This is a genomic window from Streptomyces sp. NPDC006610, assembly GCF_040611575.1.
Classification (GTDB): Bacteria; Actinomycetota; Actinomycetes; order Streptomycetales; family Streptomycetaceae; genus Streptomyces.
In genome coordinates this window covers 62,256-86,383 of sequence record NZ_JBEXOP010000017.1, presented here as the reverse complement: position 1 = coordinate 86,383, position 24,128 = coordinate 62,256, and the positions used below count along the sequence as shown (strand labels likewise).

Genomic DNA, 24,128 nt, shown 5'->3' with positions numbered 1-24,128 from the left:
CCTCAGCCGTTGAGGGACCGCAGGGCCCCGTAGACACCGAGCACCCACAGCACCAGCGGCAGCAGCGCCATCGCCACCGCCGAGTGCAGCAGTTCCGCCCCGCGGCCCCAGTACGGCACCATGCGCCGGCCGGGCACGGTCCAGGAGGCGATGGCGATCCCGGCGGTGACGGCGAGCAGCCCGGCCGCGGTCAGCAGCCGCCCGGAGGGGGCGGCGTCCTGGGCCGCGGAGAACACCATCAGGGCCAGTCCCCAGGCGCCGGGCACGACCAGGAACAGCCGCTGCCAGACGTTGCCCAGGCCCCTGGCGTGCAGGAGCAGCAGCACGGCCAGCGTCAGGGCGGTGAACACCTCGGCGAGGCCGGAGCGGCGGGCCAGGACGGTCAGGCAGCCGGCGCAGACCAGGCCGACGGCGCCGTACAGGGCGCTCATCCAGCCGTCGGCGAGCACCGAGCGGGTGGCGACGACCGCGGTGGGGTGCGGCTCGATGCCTTCCTGGAGCTGCTGGGCGTTCGTCGGCAGCGGGGGCATGCGCAGCCCCGCCATCCGGAAGGAGAGGCTGGGCACGAAGGCGCCGAGGAGCACGGCGGCGAGCGCGGTGACGCCGGCGACCTCGTGCGGGGCGAGGCCCGCCAGCAGCATCACGGCGGCGGCCAGCGCGCCGAAGGCGGCGAGGACGGCCGGGGCGAGGAAGAGGGCGGCGTACGCGGCGACCGCGGCGAGCGCGAGGACCGCGCCGCCCGCTCCGGCGGCGGACGCGGCCAGCATCCGGGAGCCGAGCATCTCCTGGCCGTGCTCCCCGGTGATGTCGCCGCCGGGCAGCAGCCAGCCGGCGAGGGCGAGGTAGGGCACGACCATCAGGCCGAGGACCGCGCCCGCTCCGCCGTCGCCGACCGCGCGGCTCGCCGCGGCGGCGCCGGCGAGCAGCAGCAGCGCGGCGGCGGCGGCGCACAGGGCACGGGTGGCGCCGGAGCCGCCGGGCAGCGCGAGCACCACGAGGCCGACGACGAGGGCGGCCACGGCGAGGCCGCGCAGTACGGCGCGGCCGGCGGCCGGGGTCCAGCCGTGCGGCCGGTCGCGCAGGGTGGTGGAGATGCCGTCGACCAGGTCGTCCAGGTGCACCTCGGGCAGCGCCTCGACGCGGGGCCGGAGGTAGACGGTCTCTCCGTCGCGCAGGTCGAAGGAGTCGAGGGTGCGCTCCTCGTCCATCGGCTCGCCGCCCAGGCGCTGGAGCACCCAGCCGCCGTGCTCGACGCCGGCCTCCTCCAGGTCGTCGCCCGCGTAGCCGAGCACGGCGGGCAGCAGGTCGGCGACCGGCACGTCGGCGGGGACGGCGAGGTCGATCGTGCGGGCGGGGGCGCGTACGGTCAGGCGGCACAGACCTGCCACCTGGTTGTCACTCATCGGTCTTGCTCACGCCTTCCGGAGTTCGTCGGCGCATGTCAACGGCCTAGTGCGCTGCGGGAGTTGGTTGGTGCTCAGCTTGATTGATCGTAGTATCAACCGTCTCTTCGGGGTGACCCCGACCCCGCTGCACCCTTCGCCCCACCCGTGAGCGCGCGCCCCGGAAGCCCGTGGCCGCTCGATTGAGGAGACCGTACGGTGAGTGTCGTTCTGTTCCGCCGGCCGGCCCGCCGACGCGGCCCCGACATGCCGGAGGGAGAACTGACCCTCCAGGAGCCGCCGACGCTTCCCGAGGTGGTCCCGGACTCCTCCGCCGTGTGGACCTATCTGCCGATGGCCCTGATGTCGGTGTCGATGATGCTGATGTTCATCCGCCCCGGCGCGAGCGGCGGCAGCGGCTTCATCTACCTGGCGCTCGGCCTGATGGTCGTCTCGTCCGCGGCGATGATGCTCGGCCAGGTGATGCGCCGCAACAGCGAACGCAAGCAGCGCCTCAAGGGCGAGCGCCGGGACTATCTGCGCTACCTCGCCCAGACCCGGCGCAAGGTGCGGGCCGCCGTGATGGACCAGCAGCGTGCGCTGGCCTGGCGGCACCCGGAGCCGGCGGCGCTGTGGTCGATGACCGGGTCGACCCGGCTGTGGGAGCGCCGCCCGCAGGACGAGGACTTCGCCGAGGTGCGCGTCGCGGTGGGCGACCAGAAGCTGGGCCTGCGCCTGAACCCCACGGCGAGCACGCCCGTCGAGGACCTGGAACCGCTCGCCGCGCACGCCCTGCGCAGCTTCATCCGCGCCTACGCCACCGTCCCCGACCAGCCCATCGCCATCTATCTGCGGGCCTGGGCGCGGGTGCTGTTCCGCGGCGACGAGGAGCGCATCCGCGCGCTGGCCCGGGCGATCGTGGCGCAGCTGGCGACCTTCCACTCCCCCGACGACCTGTGGATCGCGCTGTGCGTGTCCGACGAGCGGCGGGCGGAGTGGGAGTGGGCCAAGTGGCTGCCGCACCACCTGCATCCGCAGGAGACCGACGGCGCCGGACCGGCCCGGATGACCGGGTCGGCGTTCAACGAGCTGGAGGACCTGCTGGGCGCGGAGTTCCTGGAGCGCCCGCCCTTCGACCCCGACGCGGTGCCCGGCCGCGAGGAGCCCTTCACCGTGATCGTCGTCGACGGCGGCACGGTCCCCGGCGGCCACCGGCTGGACGGCCCCGGGCTGCGCAACACGGTCGTGCTGGACCTCGGCGGCGCGCTGACCTGGCGGCCCGGCCGGGTCACCCTCCGCTTCGACGTGACGGGCGACGACTTCTGCCTCGTGCGCACCGACCGCGACCGCAAGGAGCAGACCACCCGCCTGGGCCGCCCCGACTCCTTCGGCCCGCGCGGCGCGACCGCTCTGGCCAAGCGGATCGCGCCCTACCGGATGGGCATGGGCACCGACGCCACCGAACCGCTGGCCACCGACGTCGAACTGACCACGCTGCTCGGCATCCAGGACCTGTACCGGCACGACCCGCAGACCCTGTGGCGGCGCAGCAACGGCCCGAGCAGGCTGCGCGTGCCCATCGCCGTGGGCGCCGACGGCCAGCCGGTGGAGCTGGACATCAAGGAGTCCGCACAGGGCGGCACCGGCCCGCACGGCATGCTGATCGGCGCGACCGGCTCCGGCAAGAGCGAGCTGCTGCGCACGCTGGTGCTGGGCCTGGCGCTGACCAACTCCTCCGAGACGCTCAACTTCGTCCTGGTGGACTTCAAGGGCGGCGCGACCTTCCTGGGCCTGGACGAACTGCCGCACGTCTCGGCCGTCATCACCAACCTCGCCGACGAGGCGGCGCTGGTCTCCCGGATGCAGGACGCCCTGCACGGCGAGCTGATCCGCCGTCAGGAACTGCTGCGGTCCGCGGGGAACTACACCTCCGCGCTGGAGTACGAGAAGGCGCGCGCCGCCGGGGCCCCGCTCGCGCCGCTGCCCAGCCTGTTCGTGGTCGTCGACGAGTTCAGCGAACTGCTCGCCGCACACCGGGAGTTCATGGAGCTGTTCGTGATGATCGGCCGGCTCGGCCGGTCGCTGGGGGTGCATCTGCTGCTGGCCTCGCAGCGGCTGGACGAGGGCCGCATGCACCAGCTGGAGAGCCATCTGTCGTACCGCATCGGCCTGCGCACCTTCTCCGCGATGGAGAGCCGGGGCGTGCTCGGCGTGCCGGACGCCTACGAGCTGCCGTCGGCGCCGGGCAGCGGCTTCCTCAAGTCCGGCGTGGACGCGCTGACCCGGTTCCGGGCCGCCTACGTCTCCGGCCCCTACCGGCACCGGCGCGGCAGCGCGAGCCAGGCCCGCGCGGCCGGGCAGACGGTGCCGTGGACGGACGGCTACGTCGTCCCGCGCGCGGTGCCCGACCTGCCCGAGCCCGAGCCGGAGACCGAGGAGAGCGAGGACACCCTGCTCTCGGTCGCCGTCGGCAGACTCCTGGGGGCGGGGCCGCCCGCGCACCAGGTGTGGCTGCCCCCGCTGGACCTGCCGGCCACCCTCGACCAGGTGCTGCCGCCGCTCACCCCCGACCCGGAGCTGGGCCTGACCACGGTGGGCTGGCCCGACCGGGGCCGGCTGAAGGTGCCGATCGGCATCGTGGACCGGCCCTTCGACCAGCTGCGGGACCTGCTGACCGTCGACCTGTCCGGCGTCGGCGGGCACATCGCGATCGCGGGCGGACCCCAGAGCGGCAAGTCGACCATGGTGCGGACCCTCCTGACCGCGCTCGCGCTCACCCACACGCCGCGCGAAGTGCAGTTCTACTGCCTGGACTTCGGCGGCGGCACGCTGGCCGGCCTGGACGGGCTGCCGCACATGAGCGGCGTCGCGGCCCGGCTGGACGGCGAGCGGGTGGGCCGTACGATCGCCGAGGTCAACACGCTGCTGGCGGCGCGGGAGAAGTTCTTCCTGGAGCAGGGCATCGACTCCATGGCGACGTTCCGGCGGCGCCGGGCGGCCGGTGAGTTCGCCGACCACGAGCACGGGGACGTGTTCCTGGTCATCGACGGCTGGTCCACGGTCCGCCAGGACTACGACCGGCACATCCCCACCTTCAGCGCGATCGCCTCGCGCGGCCTGAACTACGGCGTCCATCTGATCGTCACCACCGCCCGCTGGGTGGAGCTGCCCTCGGCGGTGCGCGACCAGGCGGGCACCCATCTGGAGCTGCGGATGGGCGACCCGATGGACTCCGAGATCGACATCCGGCGGGCCGCGACGGTGCCCCGCGTCCCCGGGCGCGGTCTGACCCGCGACGGCAAGCTGCACTACCTCACGGCGCTGCCCCGCATCGACGGGGTGGAGCGGGCCGACGACCTCGCCGAGGGCGTCGCCGCTCTGGTCGCCGCGGTGGAGGAGAGCCGCCCCGGTCCGCGCGCGCCGCGGGTGCGGATGCTGCCGACCGAGCTGCCGGTGTCGGCGCTGCCCGAGCCGGAGGGGGACTTCCGGATGCCGCTGGGCCTGGAGGAGGACGAACTGGCCACGGTGTGGCACGACTTCGCCGAGAGCCCGCACATGATCGTGATCGGCGACACCGAGAGCGGCAAGACCAATCTGCTGCGGCTCACGGCCCGCGCCATTATGAAGCGGTACACGCCGGCCGAGGCCCGCATCATGGTCGTCGACTACCGGCGCGAGCTGGTCGAGGCGATCCCCGACGACTACCGGCTGGGCCACGCCGTCTCCATCGACGCCCTGCGGGACCTGGTCGACGGGGCGTCCCGGGCGGTGAGGACGCGGGTGCCGGGCCCGGACATCGCGCCGGCCCGGATGCGGCTCGCCGACTGGTGGAACGGGCCGCGCCTGTTCGTCCTCGTCGACGACTACGACATGCTGGGCTCGGGCCCGATGAACGCCCCGTTCGACCCGCTCCTCGACCAGCTGGCCCTCGGCTGGGAGGTCGGGCTGCACATGGTGGTCGCCCGTGCCGCGACGGGCGCGGGCCGGGCGATGGGCGACCATCTGATGCGCCGCCTCCAGGAGGTCAACACCCCGACCCTGCTGCTGTCCTGCCCGCCGTCCGAGGGCTACGTCGTCGGCAACGCGAAGGGCCGCCTGCTGCCGCCGGGGCGCGCGAGCCGGATCGCCAGACGGCGCACGGTGCAGGTGCAGACGGCGTATCTGGGCGAGGAGCGGGACTGAGCGCGCGCCCCGGGTTCCGCGCGCGGTCGGCCGCGCTCGGGGCCCGGGGCGCGGCCGACCGCGTGGCCGGGCAGGGAGCCGCCCCGCTCCCCCGCCCCCGGCCGGTCACTCCGCCGGTTTCCACCCCCGGGCCCGCCCCCGGGGGATCACCGCCGCCGCTGCCGCCACCAGCACGACCAGCGCGCCGCCCGCGGAGGCGATCAGCACGGCGCGGTGGCGCGGGGCGTCCGGGGCGGGTTCGGGCAGGTCGGCCGGGGCCGGCCGGGGGGCCGTGCCGGCGGGGTCGGTGAGGACGGCGGTGAGGGCCGCGTAGGCGTCCAGGCGCGGGGGCGAGGAGGGGTAGCCGGTGGCCGTCAGACGGCGGGCGGTCTCGGACGCGGTGAGGCCGGGATGGCGGGACCGGATCAGGGCCGCCGCCCCGGCGACGTGCGCCGCCGCCAGGGAGGAGCCCGAACCCAGGTAGTGGCCGGCGCCCTCGGGGCCGTTGCCGACCACCGCGTCGCCGGGGGCCGCGAGGTCCGCCGACAGGGCCGTGGGCGCGTCCTCGGGCCGCCCGCCGCCGGCGCCGTAGTCCATCACCGAGAGCACCTCCGGCACGGCCGCGGGCCAGTACCACAACGGCTGCGCCTTCTCCTCGTCGTTTCCGGCGAACCTGTCCCCGGGCAGCGCGTCGGGCGCGAACGGGGCCACCACCAGGGCGTCGCGGTCGGCGGCGTGGGCGACGGCGGCGGTCAGCTCCTTCTGACCGGCAGGCAGCGCGCGGGCGACGTAGATCACCCGGGCGCCGGCGTCCGCGGCCGTGCGGATTCCGTCGGCGAGCAGGTCCGGCGTGGTCGCGCCGCGCTCCGCGGTCCCCCGTACGGCGAGGATGCGCGCCGCCGGCGCCACGCCCGCCGCGCCCACGCCCTCGGCCGGCGCGGCGGCGATGAGCCCGGCGGCGAAGCTGCCGTGGCCGACGCAGTCGCCGCCCCCGCCTCCGGCCGTCTCCACCCGCCCGGCCAGCGCCGGGATCGAGGTGCCGACGCCCGTGTCCACCACGGCCACGGTCACACCCGCGCCGCGGGAGTACCGCCAGGCGCGGGACAGACCGAGGGCGCGCGCGGTCCACGGCTCGCTGCGGGCCGTCCGCGCGGACGCGCCCGTACAGGCCTCGTCGCCGGCGAGTTCGGTGCGGACGACGGGCAGCCGCACCGGGTCGTCGGCGGCGAGGGCGGGTCCGGATCCGGCCAGGAGCACGGGGACGGCGGCCAGCACGGCGGCGGTGGCCGCTCGCGCGGAAGCAGGGTCGCGTCGCATGGCGCGCATCCTATGGTGCCCGCCCCATGGGTCCCTCCGGGCGCACGGAACGGAACATCCAGGTGAACTCCCCTGCTCCGCCTGGAAGATGACCGCGTCCCTCACGTAGCCTGCATCCGGCGCGTCCCGCCGTCCCACAGGGCCGACCGTGGCGCCGCAGCGAGGAGGATCTAGCTTGTCACGGCAGTTGCTCACCGTCTGCCCCGAGCAGCCGGAGAGTTTCCGGACCATCGGTGAGGCCCTGGCCCAGGCGCGCAGCGGCGCGGTCGTCCGGGTCCGTCCCGGCCGCTACGCGGAGAACCTGACCGTGCGGACCCGGGTGACGATCGTCGCCGAGGGCGAGCGCGGCAGCGTGGAGATCTGCCCCCGCCGGGGCAGCGCTGTCGTGCTGGTCGCCGACGCGGTGATGCTCACCGACCTGACCCTGCGCGGCGGCAGCGAGGACGTACCGGTGGTGGACGCGGCACGCGGACAGGTCGCGATGGACGGCTGCACGGTCGTCGGCTCCGGCTGGACCGCCCTGCTGGCCCGCGAGTCGGGGTCGCTGGCGATGCGGGACTGCCGGATCGGCAACCCGGCCGGCGCGGGCGTCGTCGACACCGCCGACACCGGCACGGTCGTCGCCGACTGCGTGCTGGAGAACCTCGGCACCACCGCCGTCGTGATCGGCGAGCGGGCCCGCACCACCGTGCGGGACTGCCGCATCCGCGACGCCCGCGGCAACGGCGTGCTCGTCAACGGCGAGGCGCAGGGCGTCGTGGAGGACTGCGAGATCTCCGGCACGGAGAAGCCCGCCCTCGCCCTGGAGGGCAGCAGCAGCACCCGGGTGCGGCGCGTGCGGGTGCACGACGCGGCGGTCGGCGTGTACGTCACCAGCGACTCGCGCCCGGTGCTGGAGCACGTCACGGTCACCGACACGTCCGGCCCCGGCTTCGTGCTGGCGTCCGGCGCGGACCCGGAGGTGCTGCGCTGCCGCACCTCGCGGACCAAGGGCAACGGCCTCGCGGTGACCGAGCGTTCGCGCGGCACGTTCCGCGAGTGCGAGTTCGACACGGCGGGCGGCCCGGCGATCCGGGTGATCGGCTCCAGCGCGCCCGCCTTCACCGACACCGCGGTGCGCGACTGCGCCGACGCCAAGGGCGCGGTGGTGCTGGAGGAGGAGTCGGCCGCCGAGTTCGACCGGCTGGAGATCGCCGACGCGGCCGGGACCGGCCTGCTGATCCGCGGCGGCGGCAACCCGCTGGTGCGCCGCGCCCGCATCACCGGCGCGGGCGGCACCGGCGTGGAGGTCGTGGACGACGGGCGCGGCCGGCTGGAGAACTGCGAGATCGAGCGGGCGGGCGCGGACGGCGTCCGGGTGTCCGGCGGCGGCAACCCGCACCTGCGCGACACCACCGTCCGCGACGCGGCCGACGCCGGGATACGGGTCGGCGCCGGGGGCCTCGGCTCGGTCCGCGACTGCCGGCTGGACGGCTCGGGCGCTTCCGGCGTCGCCGTCGACAAGGCCGGCGAACTGTCCGTGCTGCGCACCGAGATCACCGGGTCCGGCGCGCACGGCGTGCTGGCCGTGGACGGCTCCCGCCTCACCCTGGACGCCTGCGTGATCACCGGCAGCCTGGGCGACGGCGTCCGTGTCGACAGCGCGGAGCCCGTCACCGTGACGGGCTGCACCGTACGGGAGAACCGCGGCGCGGGCCTCAAGCAGACCCGGGCGAGCGAGCGGTGCACGGTGGACGACCTGACCAGCGGCGGCAACGGCGCCCCCGACGCCTTCGGTCCCGATGCGGCGGGCGCCGCGTCCACGGGCGAGCCGGGCGGGCGGGGCCGCGCCGCGAAGGCCGCCCCGGCGGGGCCGCTGGAGGAGCTGGAGTCGCTGATCGGCCTCGCCGACGTCAAGCACCAGGTGCGCACCCTGGTCAACCTCAACCAGCTGGCCCAGCGCCGCGCCCGGCTCGGCATGCCGGTCCCGCCGATGAGCCGCCACCTGGTCTTCTCCGGCCCGCCCGGCACCGGCAAGACCACCGTCGCCCGCCTCTACGGCGGCATCCTCACCGAGCTGGGCGTGCTGCGCTCCGGGCACCTGGTCGAGGTGTCCCGCGCCGATCTGGTGGCCCAGGTCATCGGCGGTACGGCGATCAAGACGACGGAGGCGTTCAACGAGGCGCTCGGCGGGGTGCTGTTCCTGGACGAGGCGTACACGCTGCTGTCGGACGGCAAGGGCAGCGGCGCCGACTTCGGCCGCGAGGCCATCGACACGCTGCTGAAGCTGATGGAGGACCACCGCGACGACGTGGTGGTGATCGCCGCCGGGTACACCGACGAGATGGCCGCCTTCCTCAACTCCAACCCCGGTCTGGCGTCCCGCTTCACCCGCACCATCGAGTTCGCCAACTATTCGGTGGAGGAACTCGTCACCATCACGGAGCGGATGTGCGAGGCGCACCACTACGTGCTGGACCCGCGCACCCTGGACGCCCTCGCCCGGCACTACGGCCGCATGGAACGGGACGCCACCTTCGGCAACGGCCGTGCCGCGCGGCGGGTGTTCGAGGAGATGGTGGACCGCCAGGCGTTCCGGCTCGGCTCGATGGTCGACCCGGCCGAGGCGGATCTGTCGCTGCTGCTGCCCGAGGACGTCGGCGAGGACACGGACGCCGCCGACGCGAACCGCTCCAGCTCCGAGGACCTGCTGGCCAAGCTGGACGCGATGGTCGGCCTCGGCGCGGTCAAGCGGGAGGTGACGGACCTGGTCAACCTGCTGGCGACCACCCGGCAGCGGCGCGCGGCCGGCCTGCCCACGCCGCGCATCAGCCAGCACCTGATCTTCTCCGGCCCGCCCGGCACCGGCAAGACCACCGTGGCCCGCCTCTACGCCGAACTGCTGCACTCCCTCGGTGTGCTGCCCAAGGGCCAGTTGGTGGAAGTGGCCCGCGCCGACCTCGTCGGCCGGTACGTCGGCCACACCGCGCAGATCACCAAGGAGGTCTTCGAACGGGCCCTGGGCGGCGTGCTGTTCATCGACGAGGCCTACACGCTCACCCCCGAGGGGGCGACGTCGGACTTCGGCCGTGAGGCGGTGGAGACGCTGCTGAAGCTGATGGAGGACCACCGCGACGAGATCGTGGTGATCGCCGCCGGCTACACCGCCGAGATGCGCCGCTTCCTGGACTCCAACCCGGGCCTGTCCTCCCGGTTCACCCGCACCGTGGAGTTCGAGAACTACACCACCGAGGAACTGGTCGGCATCATCACCACGCAGGCCGCGGACTCCGGCTACGACTGCCCGCCCGAGACGGTCGAGGCCCTGACCCGCTACGTGGCGGCCATCCCGCGCGACCGCTCCTTCGGCAACGCCCGCACCGGACGCCGCCTGGTGGAGGCGATGATGACCCGCCAGGCCCGCCGCATCGGCACCCTGCCCGCACCCGGCCTGGACGACCTGCGCCTGCTGCTGCCCGAGGACCTTCCGGCGGACAGCCCGGCGGCGCTGCCGGGGTGACGCCGTGGGCGCGGGCCGGCCGGGTCAGATCGGCACCGACTGGCTGCGCACCAAGAACGCGCCCGGACTGTCGTTCACCGCGGCGGGCTGGCTGCACGGCACCGAGATCGCCGCGATCGCCACCGACACCTGGGGCTTCGAGGTGCGGCCCAACGAGTTCGAGCACGCCTTCCAGCCGCTGCACCAGCTGGCCATCGCGGCCTCGACGAGTACATGCGCGGCTCCGGCCGGGTCGTCCGCGCCGGACACCGCAAGATCTGGGGTCCCGGCCGGCACAGTCCCTGCCGCTGACCGGCGAGCGCTGCGTCCACCGGATCGTCACCGACCTCGGCGTCCTCGACGTCACCGACGACGGCCTCGCCCTGGTCGAGACCGCGCCGGACGTCACCGTCGAGGAGATCACCGCCCGCACCGGCGCCCCGCTGCGCCTGGACGGCTTCACCGCCGCCCGCTGACCGCGCCCCCTACGCGGCTTCCTGCACGACGCTCGGGTCCTGCTCGAACTGCGTCCGGTACAGCTGCGCGTACCGTCCCCGGGCCGCCAGCAGTCCCTCGTGCGTGCCGCGTTCCACGATGTGCCCGTCCTCCAGGACGAGGATCAGGTCCGCGGCCCGCACGGTGGACAGCCGGTGTGCGATGACCACGGCGGTGCGGCCCTCCAGCGCCTCGGTGAGGGCCTCCTGGACGGCCGCCTCGGAGGTGTTGTCGAGGTGGGCGGTGGCCTCGTCCAGGATGACGACGCGCTGGCGGGCCAGCAGCAGCCGGGCGATCGTCATGCGCTGGCGCTCGCCGCCGGAGAGCCGGTAACCGCGCTCGCCGACCACCGTGTCCAGGCCGTCGGGCAGGGACCGCACGAGGGCGTCCAGGCGGGCCCGGCGCAGGGCGTCCCACAGGTCGTCCTCGGTGGCGTCGGGCCGGGCGAGCAGCAGGTTGGCGCGGACGGTGTCGTGGAAGAGGTGGCCGTCCTGGGTGACCATGCCGACGGTGCCGCGCAGCGAGGCGGCGGTCAGGTCGCGCACGTCGACGCCGCCGATGCGCACGGCGCCCTCGTCGACGTCGTACAGCCGCGGCAGCAGCTGGGCGACGGTGGACTTGCCGGCGCCGGAGGAGCCGACGAGGGCGACGGTCTGTCCGGGTTCGGCGCGGAAGGAGACGCCGTGCAGGACCTCGGCGCCGCCGCGGGTGTCGAGTGCGGCCACCTCCTCCAGGGACGCGAGGGAGACCTTGTCGGCGGAGGGGTAGCCGAAGCGGACGCGGTCGAACTCCACCGACAGCGGGCCGTCGGGCGCCTCGACGGCGTCCGGCCCGTCCTCGATCAGCGGCTTCAGGTCCAGCACCTCGAAGACCCGCTCGAAGCTGACCAGCGCGGTCATGATCTCCACCCGGGCGCCGGCGAGCGCGGTGAGCGGCGCGTAGAGGCGGGTGAGCAGCAGGGCGAGGGCGACGACGGCGCCGGGCTCCAGGGTGCCCTTCAGCGCGAACCAACCGCCGAGGCCGTAGACCAGGGCGAGCGCCAGGGCCGACACCAGGGTGAGCGCGGTGATGAACACGGACTGGGCGGTCGCGGTGCGGACGCCGATGTCGGCGACGCGGCGGGCGCGGGCGGCGAACTCCGCCGACTCCTCCTCCGGCCGCCCGAACAGCTTGACCAGGGTGGCGCCGGGCGCGGAGAACCGCTCCGTCATCCGGGTGCCCATCGCCGCGTTGAGGGTCGCGGCCTCCCGCTGCATCCGGGCCATCCGCCGGCCCATGCGCCGGGCCGGCAGCACGAACACCGGCAGCAGCACCAGCGCCAGCAGGGTGACCTGCCAGGACAGGGTGAGCATCACGGCGAGCGTGAACACCAGCGTGACCAGGTTGCTGACCACTCCGGACAGGGTGTTGCTGAAGGCGCGCTGGGCGCCGATGACGTCGTTGTTGAGCCTGCTGACGAGGGCGCCGGTGCGGGTGCGGGTGAAGAAGGCGACCGGCATCCGCTGCACATGGTCGAAGACGGCCGTGCGCAGATCGAGGATGAGCCCTTCGCCGAGCGTGGCCGACAGCCGCCGTCCGAGGATGCCGAGCACGGCCTCCACCACGGCGATCAGCGCGATCAGCAGCGCGAGCCGTACGACGGTGTCGGCGTCGCCGTGCGACACCAGCGTGTCGACGACCTTTCCGGCGAGCACCGGCGTGGCGACGGCGAGCAGCGCGGTGGCCACCCCGAGCAGTAGGAACAGGGCGATGCGGCGGCGGTGCGGGCGGGCGAAGGCGCCGATGCGGCGCAGGGTGGTCCGGGCGAAGGGCCGGCGTTCCTCTTGGGCGTGCATGACGCTGTACAGCTGCGTCCACGCCGTGGTCTCCATGCTCATGGCACCGAACCTAGAACCTCGACCTTTCTTGAGGTCAAGCCGTTTCCGGACCGGGGTGATCGACGTCGGCCCGCTTCCCCTGCGTCATCCGGCGTCCGCGCTTCCGCAACCCGCAGTTGAGGCGGTGCGGAGAACCTCTGCGAATGTGACAGCGGTGCGACTTCCCCTGCGACGGCTCCTCGGCCGCTTCCCCCTCCGCCCGGTGCTCGGCCTGCTGCCGATCCTGTTCGTCGCGTTCCTCGCGGTGCGCCACCGTGACGTGCTGATCGACGGCGTCCACCACCTGGCGACGGCCGAGCTGCCCTGGCTGCTGGCCGCGGGGGCCTTCACCTGCCTGACCTGGGTGGCCGCCGCGGTGACCCGGCAGGGCGCGGTCGTCGAGCGGCTGCCGGGCCTGCGGCTGCTGGTCACGCAGTTCGCCGCGGGCGCCGCCAACCACATCCTGCCGACCGGGCTGGGCGCGAGCGCGGTCAACCTGCGCTTCATGACGGTGTGCGGGGTACCGCTGGCCCGCTCCTCCGCCGCGCTGGCCCTCTATCTGCTCGCCGAGAGCGTCGCCCGCGTCGGCCTGCTCGCCGCGCTGCTCCTCCTCTTCCCCGGCGCCCTGCGCCTCGGCGGCCTCCTCCCGGACGGCTCGGCCGTCCCGCTGCTGCTGACGGCCGTCGCGGCGGCCGTCCTGGCCGCGGCCCTGCTCCTGCTGGTACGGCGGCTGCGCACGGCCGTGGTCTCCTTCCTGCGCACCGCCCTGGGCGAGGCCCGCACGGTCCACACCCGCCCCTCCCGCGCCCTCCTCCTGTGGGGCGGTTCCCTGGCCTTCCCCGCTCTCCAGGCGGCCGGCCTGGTCGCGGTGGCCCGCGCCGTGGGCCTCCAGGTGCCGCTGTGGCACGTCGTGGTCGCCTACCTGGCGGCGACGGTCGCCGTGGCCGTGGTGCCCACCCCGGGCGGCCTCGGCTCGGTCGACGCGGCCCTGATCGTCGCCCTGGTGGCCGCGGGCGGCCCGGCGGCCGTGGCCACGGCGGTGGTCCTGGCCTACCGCGTCATCACGGTGTGGCTGCCCCTGCTGCCGGGGGCGCTGACGCTGGGGGCGCTGGTGCGGCTGAAGGTGATCTGAGCGGGGTCGGAACCGGCCGGTTCAGCCCGGTGCGAGGTCAGGACCCGGCCAGGACCAGCTCGGCCACCCGCGTCCCCTCCCCCGCCGCCGGCCGCGCGCCCCACGTCGCGTGGACGGTGTCGCCCGCCGTGAGGACTCCCGGGCGGGACGTGAGCGGGCCTGCCCCGTCCAGGGTGATGCCGCCGCGGCGGGCCAGGTCGCGGTCGGGGACGAAGTCGCCGGTGAAGACGACCGTGTCGCAGCGCAGGAGGGTCGTACGGCCGTCGCCGTGACGGACGCGGACGCCGGTGAGGCGGCCGTGGCCGAGGAGTTCGGCGACGGTCGCGCCGGTGAGGACGGGGAAGTCCGCGCGGGAGCGGGCGCGGGTGCGGTCGGTGACCATCGCGGCGATCCGGGCGCCGGCCGCCCGGGCGGTGTCGGCGGCGGCGTACCCGACCGGCTCCGAGCCGACGATCACGGCGCGGGCGCCGATCCGCTGCCCGAAGAGGTGGACGGCCTGCTGCAGTTCGCCGGTGGTGTAGACGCCGTCCGGACGGGTGCCCGGGATCAGGCGGGCGGCGCGGGGGCGTTCGCGGGCGCCGGTGGCCAGCACGATCGCCCGCGCCGTGATCGTCTCGGCGCCGTCCGGGCCGACGGTGGCGAGGGCCAGGGGCCCGGCCCAGTCGAGTGCCGTGACGCCGGTGCGGACGACGGCTCCGGCGCGGCGGGCGGCGAGCAGGAGACGGCGGGCGTACTGGGGGCCGGTCAAGGGTCGCCGGGGCGTGCCGAAGCCGCCGTGCACGCAGTGCCGGGGCACCCCGCCGGCACTGCGTTCGCGATCGAGGACCTCCACCCGGCCCGCGCCGCCCGCGGCCAGCCGGGCGGCGGCGGCCAGGCCGGCGGGGCCGGCGCCGACGACGAGGACGTCCACCTGCCGTCCCGTCATGGGCGGGCCTCCTCGAACAGCGCGCGCACGGCGGCGCCGCAGTGGAAGCCCTGGCAGCGGCCGGCGCGGGCGCGGGTGCGGCGGCGCAGTCCGTCCAGTCCTGCGGGCGGGATCGTCCCGGCGAGGGCGTCGCGGATCTCGCCGAGGGAGACGCGTTCGCAGTGGCAGACGAGCGTGCCGTAGGAGGGGTCCTCGGCGACGAGTTCGGGCCGCTCGCAGGGGCGCGGGGCCCTCTCGCCGAGGTTCGGCATGCGCACCGGGGCGAGGTCCCGTTCCGGGCCGGGGTCGAGGCCGGCCTCGCGGGCGAGGTCCAGGACGTGGGCGGCGATGGCGAGGGACGCGGTCAGGCCGGTGGAACGGATGCCGCCGACGGTCACGTAGTCCTGTCCGGGGTGGGCGGCGATGCGGTAGTCGTCGTGCTCGGTGGCGGCGCGCAGGCCGGCGTAGACGGCGGTGACCTCTTCCTCCAGGAGCGCGGGGAGGATGCGGCGGCCCTTGTCGCGCAGGGCGGCCAGCGCGTCGGCGGTCGACTCGGTGGCCCGTTTGTCGTCCAGGTCCTCGGCGGTGGGGCCGAGCAGGACGTTGCCGTGGACGGTCGGGGCGACGAGGACGCCCTTGCCGAGGGCGGTGGGGACGGGCAGCAGGATGTGGCGGACCAGGGCGCGGGCGAACCTGTCGAAGACGATGAGCTGTCCGCGGCGCGGGGTGACGGTGAAGTCGTCGTGGCCGAGGAGGCGGTCGAGGGTGTCGGCGTGCAGCCCGGCGGCGTTGATCAGCCAGCGGGTGCGCAGGGGACCCCGCGTGGTGGCCAGGACGTGGACGCCGTCCTGCCGGGTCGCCTGCTCCACCTGGCAGTCGAGGTGCAGGTGGACTCCGTTGCGCACGGCCTGGGTGGCGTAGGCGAGGTTCGTCGTCCAGGGGCAGACGACACTCTCGCCGGGGATGTGCAGCGCGCCGAGCGCGCCCGGGCCAAGATGCGGTTCGCGTTCGTATACTTCGGCGGCGTCCAGGAGGCGCGCGTCCCGGTGGTCGTTGGCCTCGGCCTTGGCGGCGAGACGGGGCAGGGCGGCGAGCTGTTCGTCGTCCCAGGCGACCAGGAGCGCGCCGACGCCTTCCACGGGGATGCCGGACTCGGCGGCGTAGGCGGCCAGTGCGCGGGAGCCCTCGCGGACCAGGCGGGCCTCCAGCGATCCGGGTACCGCGTCGAAGCCGGTGTGCAGGATGGCGGTGTTGGCCTTCGAGGTGCCCTGGCCGACGTCGTCCTGTGCCTCGACCAGCGCGACGCGCAGCTTGGGGTGGCGGGCGAGGGCGCGGGCGACGGCGGACCCGACGACGCCGGCGCCGACGACCGTGACGTCGTACGGCGTGCCGGGCAGCGGGCCGCGGGCGGTGACGGTCGCGGGCTCGGGGGTCCCGTCGTCCGTGCGGCGCTTGGCCGTTCGGGCGGCCGCGCGGCGCCCGGTCACGCCGGCGCCCCGTCGAGCAGCGCGGTGACGGCGGCGCGGAAGCGGGCCAGGCGTTCGGCCGCCTCGTCGGCCGGGACGCGCGGCTCGTACACCGCCGCCGGCTTCCACTCCGGCAGGGCCTCCTCGACGCCGAGCCCCGGCGTCGCGCCGATCCGGGCGAGCGCGCCCACGCCGAGGGCGGTCGCGTCGGGCAGCGCGGACACCTCCACGGGACGTTGCAGCAGGTCGGCCTGGGTCTGCATGAGCAGCGCCGAGCGGGTCAGGCCGCCGTCGGCGCGCAGCACCTCCAACGGCGCCCCGAGGTCCGCGGCGGCGGCGTCGGCGAGGGCGACGACCTGTGCGGCCAGGCCCTCGCACAGGGCCCGCACCAGGTGCCCGGGGGTGGTGTCGAGGCCGAGGCCGGTGAGCGAGCCGCGCACATCGCCGCGCCACCAGGGGGCGGCGAGCCCGGCCAGCGCGGGGACGAAGGTGACGCCGCCGCTGTCGGGCACGGCGGAGCCGACCCGGTCGAGGTCGGCGGCGTCCTCGATGACGCCGAGTTCGCCGAGCCAGCGCACGGCGGAGGCGGCCGTGTAGACCTGCCCGTCGAGGCAGTAGGAGGTGCGGCCGGCGAGCCGCCAGGCGACGCAGCCGACCAGTCCGGAGCCGCTGCGGCGCGGCGCGTCCCCGGTGTGCGCGAGGAGGAACGCCCCCGTGCCGTAGGTGCACTTGGCGGTGCCGGGCGCGGTGACGCGCTGGGCGAGCAGCGCGGCCTGCTGGTCGACGACCAGGCCGGTGAGGGGGATCTCCGGGCCGAACGCGGTGGTGACCCCGACGGGCCCGGCGGCGTCGACGACCTCGGGGAGCCGCTCGTCGGACAGGCCGTACAGGCCGAGGGCGCGCGGCGACCACACGGCACTGTCCAGGTCGAGGAGTTGGGTGCGGCCGGCGGTGGCGGCGTCGGTCACGAAAGCGCCGGTGAGCCGGTGGACGAGCCAGGCGTCGCTGGTGGTGACGACGCCGTCGCGGGTGAGGTGGCGGCGGATCCAGGCCATCTTCGGCGCGGCGAAGTACGGGTCGAGCGGCAGCCCGGTCAGCTGGCGCAATTCATCGGCGTGCAAGGCGAGTTCGGCGCAGACGGTTTCGGCCCGGCGGTCCTGCCAGACGAGGGCGTCGGCGAGGGGGCGGCCGGTGGCCGGGTCCCAGGCGAGGACGGTCTCGCCCTGGTTGGCCAGGCCCAGCGCGACCACGGGTTCGCCGGCCTCGGCGAGGGCCTGGCGGCCGGCGTCGAGCACGGAGCCGTACAGCTCGGCCGGGTCCGCCTCGACCAGGCCGCCGGACGGATGGCGGGGTCGCACGGCGGCGAACCCGCTGCCGATGACCCCGCGTTCGGGGCAGACGACCAGGGCCTTGGTGCCGGAGGTGCCCTGGTCGACGGCGAGTACCGGACCGGTCATCGCGCCCCTCCCCGTCGCCGCGCCTCGGTGATCACGGCTCGACAGCCTGCCTTCGACCACCACACGCCGTCAAGCTGGGCTGACTGTGTGTCAATCCTGTTGCGAAGGCCCAGCTTTCGCGAACGGTTGACGAATCGGGGCGTGAAGGCGGAACGTCCGCCTCTATAGTGACCGCCGACCACCGCGTTCCACTGACCGTCTTCTCCCGGGGGACCAGTTGTTACTCCAGCCTGCCGCCTTGCTGCCCGACCGCCCGTGTACCGGGGCAGGCGGCGGGTGATGGCGAAGGACGAGACCCGGCCGGCGTACGACCCCGCCGGACCCGACACCGCACTGCGCACCGCCCTGGTGGAGCTGCGCACCGGGCGGTGGATGTCGATGCGCGCCGTGCTCGCCGAGACGGAGACCTGGTGGCAGTGGACCCAGCGCACCCAGGTCCTGGCCGCCGCCGCGGCCGGCACCGACGTGGTGCGGGCCTGGCTCGCCGAGGAACCCGACAGCGTGCACGCCGTGGTGATGCACGCCCGGGTGTCCGTCGAGCGGGCGCTGCGCGCCGCGCGCGAGCGGCACCGGCGCACCCAGGAGCTGTGGCACGAGGCCTGGCTGGCCTGCGACACCGCGGGCCGCGTCGCCCCGCACGACCCGGTGCCGTGGGTGTGCCTGCTGGCGCTGGCCCGGCTCGACTGGGACCAGCGCTGGGACGAGCACCGGGTGCCGCCGCCGGAGCCGATGCTGCCGCCGGGGCCCTGGGGGCTGCTGGCCGAGGCCGACAAGCGGGACCCGGGCAACCGGGAGGCGTACCACCGGATGCTGCAGTTCCTGTACGGGCGTTCGCAGTCGGGCCGGCTGGCCGAGGCGGTCGGCTTCGCCCACTGGGCCGCCGACGCGGCGCCGCCGGGCTCGGCCCTGCACGTACTGCCGCTGTACGTGCGTGTCGAGCGGTACCGCCGGGAGGGCGGGCGGATGGCCGCGCTGGATCTGCACTGGGTCGGGGAGGACGCGGCCCGTGAGGCGCTGCGCACGTTCCACGGCTGGTTCGAACCGAGCGCGCCCGCCGAGCGTTCCCCGCTGGACCTCAATCATCTGGCCCACGCGCTGTGGGGGGCGCTCCAGTTCCCGGAGGCGGATCGGGTGTTCGAGGCGATCGGCCCGTACTACGCGCCCATGCCGTGGTCCTGCCGCACCGCCGACCCGGGCGACCCCGTCCTGGCCGCCGAGGCGTTCGTCCAGGCCCGCACCCGCGTCCGGTCCGCGGTGACCCGGGGCCCGCACCGGCGCTCCTGAACCCACCGCCGCCCCACCCCCCTGATCCCCCGAAAATCCCCCATCCCTGGAGATCACGCATGTCCCCCATCCAATCCGGCGTCCCGCAGCAGGACGAGGAGCAGCGTCTGCGCGAACTGGGCTACAAACCGGTGCTGGCCCGCCGCATGGGCGGCTTCGGCAACTTCGCGATCAGCTTCTCGGTGATCTCGATCCTGTCCGGGTGCATGACCCTGTACGGCTTCGGCATGGGCGCGGGCGGTCCCGCCGTGATGCTGTGGGGCTGGGCGGGCGTCGGCCTGTTCGTGCTGTGCGTGGGCATGGCGCTGGCCGAGGTCACCAGCGCCTACCCCACCTCGGGCGCGCTGTACTACATGGCCGACCGGCTCGGCGGGCGCCGTTGGGGCTGGTACACGGGCTGGCTCAACCTGCTGGGCCTGCTCGGCGCGATCGCCGGCATCGACTACGGCGCGGCCCTGTTCACCGGCGCGTTCATGAACCTCCAGTGGGGCTTCGAGCCCACGCCGGAGAAGACGATGCTGATCTTCATGGTGATCCTGCTGCTGCACGCCGTGCTGAACCTGTTCGGGGTGCGGCTGGTCAGCGTGCTCAACTCGATCAGCGTGTGGTGGCACCTGGGCGGCGTGGCGCTGATCGTGGGCGTGCTGGCGATCGTCCCCGACCACCACCAGTCCCCGTCGTTCGTGTTCACCGAGTTCGTCAACGAGACCGGCTGGGAGAACCCCGTCTACGTCGCCGCGATCGGCCTGCTGCTCGCCCAGTACACGTTCTCCGGTTACGACGCCTCCGCGCATCTGTCGGAGGAGACCTCCAACGCCTCGGTGACCGCTGCGCGCGGCATAGTCCGGGCCATCTGGGTGTCGTGGGTCGCGGGCTTCGTGCTGCTGGCGGGCCTGACCTTCGCCATCCAGGACTACGACGCCACGCGGGCCAGCGAGACCGGGGTGCCGCCGGCGCAGATCCTGCTGGACGGCCTGGGCACGGACGGCGCGAGCGCGCTGCTGCTGGTGGTCATCGTCGCCCAGCTCTTCTGCGGCAACGCCGAGGTCGCCGCGGCCAGCCGGATGGTGTTCGCGTTCAGCCGCGACGGCGCCCTGCCCGGCTCGCGGCTGTGGCGCAAGGTCAGCAGCTCCACCCGTACCCCGGTCGCCGCCGTGTGGCTGTCGGTGGCGGTGGCCTGTGTGCTGGCCCTGCCGTCGCTGTACTCGGCGACCGCGTACGGCGCGGTCACCGCGATCAACGTCATCGGGATCACGCCCGCGTACATCATCCCGGTCTTCCTGCGGCTGCGCGCGGGCGACCGGTTCCAGCCGGGGCCGTGGAGCCTGGGCCGCTGGAGCAGGCCGATCGGCTGGACCGCGGTGGTGTGGGTGGTGTGCGTGACGGTGCTGTTCTGCCTGCCGCAGTCGTCGCCCGTGACCGTGGACACCATGAACTACGCGTCCGTCGCGCTCGTCGTCGTCCTGCTGCTCGCCACGGTGTGGTGGTTCGTCGCCCGTCGTTCGTACGGGGTGCCGACGACCGCCGCCTACGGCAACGACCGCGAGCAGGCGGAACTCGCCGAGGGCATCGTCTGACCGGCGCGGACCGGTCACCGGGCCAGGTGCGAACTGGCTTGCGGGATACGGCAGGATGAGCGGTCGCGCCGGTCGTGGGCAGTCGCCCGGCCGGTGCGACGGCACATCCCAGGATCCGAGCAGGTGAAACGTGACGACACTTCACATCCGGCCGTCGGCGGCCCCGCACGCCGCGCAGCGTCCCACCGGAGGTGACCGGTGAACCGCGACCTGACCCTGGACGACCTGATGCTCGCGGGCATCGCCGTGGCGGCCGGCCTGGTCGCCGGGCTGCTGCTGCGGGTGCTGCTGCGCTGGCTGGGCAAGCACGCCAAGCGCACCAAGTGGAGCGGCGACGACGTCCTGGTGGCCGCGCTGCGCACGGTGGTGCCGTGGGCGGCGTACCTGGGCGGCGCGGCGGCGGCCGGCGCCGCGCTGCCGCTCACCCGGACGGTGCAGCACCACGTCAACCAGACGCTGACCGTGGTGTTCATCCTGGTCGTGACGGTGGCGGCGGCGCGGGTGGTGGCCGGTCTGGTGCGCTCGGTCGCCCAGTCCCGCTCCGGCGTCGCCGCCTCCGCGACGATCTTCGTGAACATCACCCGGATCGCGGTGCTCGCGCTCGGCTTCCTGGTGGTCCTTCAGACGCTGGGCATCTCCATCGCGCCGATGCTCACCGCCCTCGGCGTGGGCGGCCTGGCCGTCGCCCTGGCCCTGCAGGACACGCTCGCCAACCTCTTCGCGGGCATCCACATCCTCGCCTCGAAGACCGTGCAGCCCGGCGACTACATCCGGCTCAGCAGCGGCGAGGAGGGCTACGTCACCGACATCAACTGGCGGCAGACCACGATCCGCAACCTGTCCAACAACCTGGTGATCATCCCCAACGGCCAGCTCGCCGGCACCAACATGACCAACTTCAACCGGCCCGAGCAGCAGCTGACCATCCTGGTCCAGGCCGGGGTCGGCTACGACAGCGACCTGGAGGAGGTGGAGCGGATCACCGTCGAGGTGGTCGCCGAGGTGATGCGGGAGATCACCGGGGCGGTGCCCGAGCACGAGCCGGCGGTGCGCTTCCACACCTTCGGCGACTCGCGGATCGGGTTCACCGTGATCCTCGGGGTCGGCGAGTTCAGCGACCAGTACCGGATCAAGCACGAGTTCATCAAGCGGCTGCACCGGCGCTTCCGCGACGAGGGCATCAGCATCCCGGCCCCGACCCGCACGGTGTCCCTGCACCCGGGCGGCGCGGGTCTGCCGGAGATCGCCATCCCGCACCCGCGCGAGGAGCGGCGGGCCCCGACGCCCGCCGGCCGCGATCACGAGATATCTTGATGTCGAGCAATGTTGCAGACGTGGAGCGGAGCACCCGGTGACTGACTCGACCATCATCTACACGCACACTGACGAGGCCCCGGCCCTGGCGACGTATTCCTTCCTGCCGGTGGTCAAGGCGTACGCCTCGCAGGCGGGTGTCGCCGTGGAGACGCGGGACATCTCGCTGGCGGGACGCATCATCGCCGTGTTCCCGGAGTACCTCCAGGAGGGCCAGCGCATCCCCGACGCGCTGACGGAGCTGGGCGAGCTGGCGAAGACGCCCGAGGCCAACATCATCAAGCTGCCGAACATCTCGGCGTCCATCCCGCAGCTGAAGGCCGCGATCGTGGAGCTGCAGGGCCAGGGCTACGCGCTGCCGGACTACCCGGACGACCCGAAGACGGACGAGGAGCGGGAGATCCGCGCCCGGTACGACAAGGTCAAGGGCTCGGCCGTGAACCCGGTCCTGCGCGAGGGCAACTCCGACCGCCGCGCCCCCGCGTCGGTGAAGAACTACGCCAAGACCCACCCGCACCGCATGGGCGCCTGGACCTCCGAGTCCCGCACGAACGTGGCGACCATGGGCGAGAACGACTTCCGCTCCACCGAGAAGTCCGTGGTCGTCGCCGAGGACGGCGCGCTGCGGATCGAGCTGGTCACCGAGGACGGCGCCACCACCGTGCTGCGCGAGTCGGTGCCCGTGCTCGCCGGCGAGGTCGTCGACGCCTCCGTGATGCGCGTGGCCGCGCTGCGCGAGTTCCTCACGCAGCAGGTGGAGCGCGCGAAGGCGGAGGGCGTGCTGTTCTCCGTGCATCTGAAGGCCACGATGATGAAGGTCTCGGACCCGATCATCTTCGGCCACGTGGTCCGCGCCTTCTTCCCGAAGACGTTCGCCAAGTACGGCGAGACCCTCGCCGCCGCCGGCCTCACCCCGAACGACGGCCTCGGCGGCATCTACAAGGGTCTGGAGTCCCACCCGCAGGGCGCCGAGATCAAGGCCTCCTTCGACGCCGAGCTGGCCGAGGGCCCGGACCTGGCCATGGTCGACTCCGACAAGGGCATCACCAACCTGCACGTGCCGTCCGACGTCATCGTCGACGCCTCGATGCCGGCCATGATCCGCACCTCCGGCCACATGTGGGGCCCCGACGGGCAGGAGCACGACACCCTCGCTGTCCTCCCGGACTCCTCCTACTCCGGCGTCTACCAGGCCGTGATCGACGACTGCCGTGCCAACGGCGCCTACGACCCGTCGACCATGGGCTCGGTGCCGAACGTCGGCCTCATGGCGCAGAAGGCCGAGGAGTACGGCAGCCACGACAAGACCTTCGAGATCCCGGCCGCGGGCACCGTCCGACTGGTCGACCAGGCCGGCAACACGGTGCTGGAGCAGCCGGTCGCCGCGGGCGACATCTTCCGCGCCTGCCAGACCAAGGACGCCCCGATCCGCGACTGGGTCAAGCTGGCCGTCACCCGCGCCCGCGCCACCGGCGCCCCGGCGGTGTTCTGGCTGGACGAGACCCGCGCCCACGACGCCAACCTGATCGCCAAGGTGAAGCAGTACCTGCCGGAGCACGACACCGAGGGCCTCGAGATCAAGATCCTCAACCCGGTCGAGGCGACGAAGTACTCCGTCGAGCGCATCCGCCGCGGCGAGGACACCATCTCCGTCACCGGCAACGTCCTGCGCGACTACCTCACCGACCTGTTCCCGATCCTGGAGCTGGGCACCAGCGCCAAGATGCTGTCGGTCGTCCCGCTGATGGCCGGCGGCGGCCTGTTCGAGACGGGCGCCGGCGGCTCTGCGCCGAAGCACGTCCAGCAGCTGGTCAAGGAGAACTACCTGCGCTGGGACTCCCTGGGCGAGTTCTTCGCCCTGGTGCCGTCCTTCGAGCAGCTCGCCAAGGTCACCGGCAACGCCCGCGCCCAGGTCCTCGCCGACACCCTCGACCGCGCCACGGCGACGTTCCTGAACGAGGACAAGTCCCCGACCCGTCGTGTCGGTGGCATCGACAACCGCGGCAGCCACTTCTACCTGTCCCTGTACTGGGCGCAGGAGCTGGCCCGGCAGACCGACGACGCCGAGCTGGCGAAGGTCTTCGCGCCGCTCGCCGAGGCGCTCGCCGCCAACGAGCAGAAGATCGTCGACGAGCTGGTCGCCGTCCAGGGCGAGCCGGCCGACATCGGCGGCTACTACCAGCCCGACCCGGCGAAGGCTGCGGCGGTCATGCGCCCGTCGGCCACCTGGAACGAGCTGCTCGCGTCCCTGAGCTGACCCGGGACCCCGACGGGTCCCGACGACCGGGACCCGACGAGTCCCGCC

At 74.2% G+C, this 24,128-nt stretch carries 12 protein-coding genes and 3 pseudogenes; 9 read left to right on the top strand and 6 right to left on the bottom strand.

Annotated features, from left to right (window positions below):
- Positions 1-2 precede the first annotated feature (2 nt).
- Entirely contained in the window at positions 3-1,403 is a 1,401-nt protein-coding gene (eccD, locus tag ABZY13_RS16455; protein WP_356631154.1) for a type VII secretion integral membrane protein EccD, read from the bottom strand.
- 198 nt (positions 1,404-1,601) lie between these two features.
- Between eccD and eccCa the strand changes: the two genes are divergently transcribed.
- Positions 1,602-5,564: a type VII secretion protein EccCa gene (gene eccCa, locus ABZY13_RS16450; protein WP_356631152.1), complete on the top strand. Its 3,963-nt coding sequence runs from the start codon at positions 1,602-1,604 to the stop codon at positions 5,562-5,564.
- A gap of 105 nt (positions 5,565-5,669) precedes the next feature.
- On the opposite strand, the gene ABZY13_RS16445 is transcribed toward eccCa, so the two are convergent.
- Entirely contained in the window at positions 5,670-6,860 is a 1,191-nt protein-coding gene (locus tag ABZY13_RS16445) for a S8 family serine peptidase (protein WP_356631150.1), read from the bottom strand.
- 175 nt (positions 6,861-7,035) lie between these two features.
- Here ABZY13_RS16445 and ABZY13_RS16440 point away from each other — a divergent pair, with 175 nt between their 5' ends.
- The 3 genes and pseudogenes from ABZY13_RS16440 to ABZY13_RS16430 all read left to right on the top strand — a co-directional run.
- On the top strand, positions 7,036-10,359 hold the full coding sequence (locus ABZY13_RS16440) for a right-handed parallel beta-helix repeat-containing protein (RefSeq protein ID WP_356631148.1): 3,324 nt from the start codon (positions 7,036-7,038) through the stop codon (positions 10,357-10,359).
- Between the two features lie 58 nt (positions 10,360-10,417).
- Positions 10,418-10,555: pseudogene (locus ABZY13_RS16435) on the top strand (cyclase family protein); the annotation flags it as partial.
- An 82-nt stretch (positions 10,556-10,637) separates the two neighbouring features.
- Positions 10,638-10,814: pseudogene (locus ABZY13_RS16430) on the top strand (succinyl-CoA--3-ketoacid-CoA transferase); the annotation flags it as partial.
- Between the two features lie 9 nt (positions 10,815-10,823).
- Here ABZY13_RS16430 and ABZY13_RS16425 read toward each other — a convergent pair.
- Positions 10,824-12,704 (bottom strand): ABC transporter ATP-binding protein, encoded by a 1,881-nt coding sequence (locus tag ABZY13_RS16425; protein ID WP_356631226.1) that lies wholly within the window; start codon positions 12,702-12,704, stop codon positions 10,824-10,826.
- Positions 12,705-12,855: 151 nt separating this feature from the next.
- Here ABZY13_RS16425 and ABZY13_RS16420 point away from each other — a divergent pair, with 151 nt between their 5' ends.
- Positions 12,856-13,821: a flippase-like domain-containing protein gene (locus ABZY13_RS16420; protein WP_356631146.1), complete on the top strand. Its 966-nt coding sequence runs from the start codon at positions 12,856-12,858 to the stop codon at positions 13,819-13,821.
- Between the two features lie 109 nt (positions 13,822-13,930).
- Here the strand turns inward: ABZY13_RS16420 and ABZY13_RS16415 are convergent.
- The 3 genes and pseudogenes from ABZY13_RS16415 to ABZY13_RS16405 all read right to left on the bottom strand — a co-directional run.
- Positions 13,931-14,746 (bottom strand): annotated as a pseudogene (locus tag ABZY13_RS16415) (FAD-dependent oxidoreductase); the annotation flags it as partial.
- Positions 14,743-16,122, bottom strand: coding sequence for an FAD-dependent oxidoreductase (locus ABZY13_RS16410; RefSeq protein ID WP_356631224.1), 1,380 nt, complete (start codon positions 16,120-16,122; stop codon positions 14,743-14,745). The pseudogene ABZY13_RS16415 and the gene ABZY13_RS16410, both read right to left, overlap by 4 nt.
- Positions 16,123-16,208: 86 nt before the next feature.
- Positions 16,209-17,648: an FGGY family carbohydrate kinase gene (locus ABZY13_RS16405; protein ID WP_356631144.1), complete on the bottom strand. Its 1,440-nt coding sequence runs from the start codon at positions 17,646-17,648 to the stop codon at positions 16,209-16,211.
- 279 nt (positions 17,649-17,927) lie between these two features.
- Here ABZY13_RS16405 and ABZY13_RS16400 point away from each other — a divergent pair, with 279 nt between their 5' ends.
- The 4 genes from ABZY13_RS16400 to ABZY13_RS16385 all read left to right on the top strand — a co-directional run bounded on the left by ABZY13_RS16400 (position 17,928) and on the right by ABZY13_RS16385 (position 24,080).
- Positions 17,928-18,932, top strand: a complete 1,005-nt coding sequence (locus ABZY13_RS16400; RefSeq protein WP_356631142.1) for a hypothetical protein — start codon at positions 17,928-17,930, stop codon at positions 18,930-18,932.
- 59 nt (positions 18,933-18,991) lie between these two features.
- Positions 18,992-20,509, top strand: coding sequence for an amino acid permease (locus ABZY13_RS16395; RefSeq protein WP_356631140.1), 1,518 nt, complete (start codon positions 18,992-18,994; stop codon positions 20,507-20,509).
- A gap of 198 nt (positions 20,510-20,707) precedes the next feature.
- Complete coding sequence (locus ABZY13_RS16390; RefSeq protein WP_356631138.1) at positions 20,708-21,823, top strand: mechanosensitive ion channel family protein; 1,116 nt, start codon at positions 20,708-20,710, stop codon at positions 21,821-21,823.
- Positions 21,824-21,860: 37 nt separating this feature from the next.
- Positions 21,861-24,080 (top strand): NADP-dependent isocitrate dehydrogenase, encoded by a 2,220-nt coding sequence (locus ABZY13_RS16385; RefSeq protein ID WP_356631136.1) that lies wholly within the window; start codon positions 21,861-21,863, stop codon positions 24,078-24,080.
- The last annotated feature ends 48 nt before the right edge of the window (positions 24,081-24,128 follow it).

What these genes read in the sequence shown, in the direction of transcription:
- eccD (WP_356631154.1), bottom strand. Translation starts at nt 1,403, where the DNA reads ATGAGTGACAACCAGGTGGCAGGTCTGTGCCGCCTGACCGTACGCGCC.
- ABZY13_RS16400 (WP_356631142.1), top strand. Translation starts at nt 17,928, where the DNA reads ATGGCGAAGGACGAGACCCGGCCGGCGTACGACCCCGCCGGACCCGAC.
- ABZY13_RS16425 (WP_356631226.1), bottom strand. Translation starts at nt 12,704, where the DNA reads ATGGAGACCACGGCGTGGACGCAGCTGTACAGCGTCATGCACGCCCAA.
- ABZY13_RS16405 (WP_356631144.1), bottom strand. Translation starts at nt 17,648, where the DNA reads ATGACCGGTCCGGTACTCGCCGTCGACCAGGGCACCTCCGGCACCAAG.
- ABZY13_RS16395 (WP_356631140.1), top strand. Translation starts at nt 18,992, where the DNA reads ATGTCCCCCATCCAATCCGGCGTCCCGCAGCAGGACGAGGAGCAGCGT.
- ABZY13_RS16445 (WP_356631150.1), bottom strand. Translation starts at nt 6,860, where the DNA reads ATGCGACGCGACCCTGCTTCCGCGCGAGCGGCCACCGCCGCCGTGCTG.